Origin of the sequence: Methylobacterium sp. ARG-1, from assembly GCF_001262595.1 — a bacterium.
In the GTDB taxonomy this organism is placed as follows: Bacteria; Pseudomonadota; Alphaproteobacteria; order Rhizobiales; family Beijerinckiaceae; genus Methylobacterium; species Methylobacterium brachiatum.
The window spans coordinates 1-597 of record NZ_LHCD01000081.1 but is presented as its reverse complement, the minus strand read 5'-3'; the positions used below and the strand labels follow the sequence as shown (position 1 = coordinate 597).

Annotated in this window: 1 protein-coding gene and 1 pseudogene; one reads left to right on the top strand and one right to left on the bottom strand. The window is 62.6% G+C overall.

Annotated elements, in window-relative coordinates; all coding sequences use genetic code 11:
* Positions 1-190, top strand: a 190-nt coding sequence (locus tag AKJ13_RS31175) for an integrase core domain-containing protein (RefSeq protein ID WP_144426454.1), incomplete at its 5' end; no start/stop codon positions are given.
* 131 nt (positions 191-321) lie between these two features.
* Here AKJ13_RS31175 and AKJ13_RS29870 read toward each other — a convergent pair.
* Positions 322-597 (bottom strand): annotated as a pseudogene (locus AKJ13_RS29870) (methyl-accepting chemotaxis protein); the annotation flags it as partial.

The window sequence follows — 597 nt, the reverse complement described above, 5'->3', positions numbered from 1 at the left end:
CGAGTCATTCAACGGCCGCCTACGGGCAGAGTGCTTGAACGCTTCGTGGTTCCTGTCGCTGGCCGATGCCCGCGAGTGCATCGAGGACTGGAGGTGCCACTATAACGAAGATCGACCCCATACGGCCCTGGGCGGCTTGACGCCCCGAGCCTTCGCCAACCAAGCTGTCACAGCCCGAGAACTTGCATAGGCCGTGGACCACAAACAGGGTCAACTCCATCTTGACCCTGCACTAACTTTGAACTCGGACCACCTCGTGGGGGCAGGTCAGGAACAGCGTGTGCCGGTGACGCCTCGGATGCTCCAGCTGATTGCAGATCTCTACATGCCCTGCTGAACGATTACGCCGTACCAGCCCTGTCCGAGGTAGGTCTCATACCCTGGTGTGCGGTGGTAGGCGGTGATTGTTCCGTTGCGTGGATCCCGCTCTACGCCGCTCTGCTGACTGCCCAGATCGACCGCCAGCATCTCGCTCAACACGCCCTGACCATCTGAGGCTGCCAGCACGCGCCGATGCGCGTCGACCAGCAGGACACGGGTCCGGCTTCGATCCTCGGGCGACACGCGTACACCCTCGACGATCGTGCGCGCTTGCGG